Source organism: Halorubrum sp. SS7 (assembly GCF_005435055.1).
In the GTDB taxonomy this organism is placed as follows: Archaea; Halobacteriota; Halobacteria; order Halobacteriales; family Haloferacaceae; genus Halorubrum; species Halorubrum salinarum.
The window spans coordinates 281-1,498 of record NZ_SGXV01000090.1; the positions used below are offsets into that span (position 1 = coordinate 281).

Annotated in this window: 3 protein-coding genes; all 3 read right to left on the reverse strand. The window is 61.3% G+C overall.

Annotation, left to right across the window (positions count from 1 at the left end):
• Window positions 1-148: 148 nt before the first annotated feature.
• The gene (locus EXE44_RS16750; RefSeq protein ID WP_092920789.1) at window positions 149-619 is read right to left on the reverse strand and encodes a nucleic acid-binding protein; all 471 of its coding nucleotides are present in this window, start codon (window positions 617-619) and stop codon (window positions 149-151) included.
• Window positions 616-867, reverse strand: coding sequence for a hypothetical protein (locus EXE44_RS16755; RefSeq protein WP_092920788.1), 252 nt, complete (start codon window positions 865-867; stop codon window positions 616-618). The genes EXE44_RS16750 and EXE44_RS16755 overlap by 4 nt, the downstream gene beginning before the upstream one ends.
• Before the next feature lie 71 nt (window positions 868-938).
• Entirely contained in the window at window positions 939-1,094 is a 156-nt protein-coding gene (locus tag EXE44_RS20365) for a hypothetical protein (protein WP_158293485.1), read from the reverse strand.
• Window positions 1,095-1,218 lie beyond the last annotated feature (124 nt).

Consider the following 1,218-nt stretch of genomic DNA (forward strand, 5'->3'; position numbering starts at 1 on the left):
TCACCGTCACGACGAGGGTCGATTCGGCTCGAAGCCGTTCGCGCTCCATCGGATGTCGCGGCGGCGTGGTGTCGGTCATGGGTATCACCGTGGCGTCGTCGGTTAGTGAGGCCACACATCCATTGGTACATAGACCAATGGTATCAGATTATTGTTCATCGAGCATTTGGATGCCACGCTCCACGACCGTCTCAGAGATGAACAAACTCGTTTCACGTTGGAGTGCGCGCATACGAGATTTCGCCTCGTCCTTACCGAGTACCTTGCGACCGTAGCCGAGCGCGATAATGCCGACGGTACCGTGTACGTCGACGCCAGCGTCGGTTGCGGCCTCCCGGGCAGCAAGGTCATCCGTCAGCAGGACGACGCTTCGATCCTTCGCGATCGCAATTGCGGCGCGCTCTCCGGCATCCAGTTCTGTTTCGTCAACTCGACGTTCGTCGGCTTCGACGAGTTCGTACGAGAGATCCGATAACCCGGCAGGAACACCACCGGACTCGACTTCCTCGTAGACGGTCTTTGGAACGAGGAGCGTGTCGAACGTCGCGAGTAGTTCAAGCGAATCGATTTCGGCAAGATGAATGAGCGGTCCCGCGTCCGAGACTGCCGCGAGTGTCACGCGTTCAAGCCCCAATCGACGTCATCCTCGACGACCGAACGCTCTCGGTCGGCTCGCTCGACCGTCGCCCGCCCGACGCGGTCGATCGCCGCCGCACGGTCGAGGTCGCCGGCGAGGTACTGCGCGAGGACGAGATCTTTCCAGAGGGCTTCGAGGCCTCGTTCGAGGGCGCGCTCGAAGACTTCGGACTCGGAGAGCTCGCGAGCCGCCGCAATTTCGCGAACGCGGTCGGAGATCTCAGCAGCCATGCCGTATTCTTATCCGCCAACGTTCTTAAATCCGCGTCCGCTGCGGGGAAAATCCCAGATCCCGAACCGAGTCACGAGTCGCTCTCGGCGTCGTCGAACGCAGCGCGGGCGGCGTCGAAGCGGTCACGGTCTCGACCACGGAGGCGGTCGACCACGTTTTTCGCAGTTTCAGCGTCGGCTTCGGAAAGGAGGCCGGCCGTATCCTCTGGATCCGGATCACGCGTCATAGATCGCAGTTGAACGGCGATTTCAAAGAGCATTCCGCCGGTCAGGAGTCGTTTTTCTCGGAAGCGACGAGCGAACTGGCGTCAGAACACGACCCGATCACGACGAGCGCAAGCGCCGCCGCTG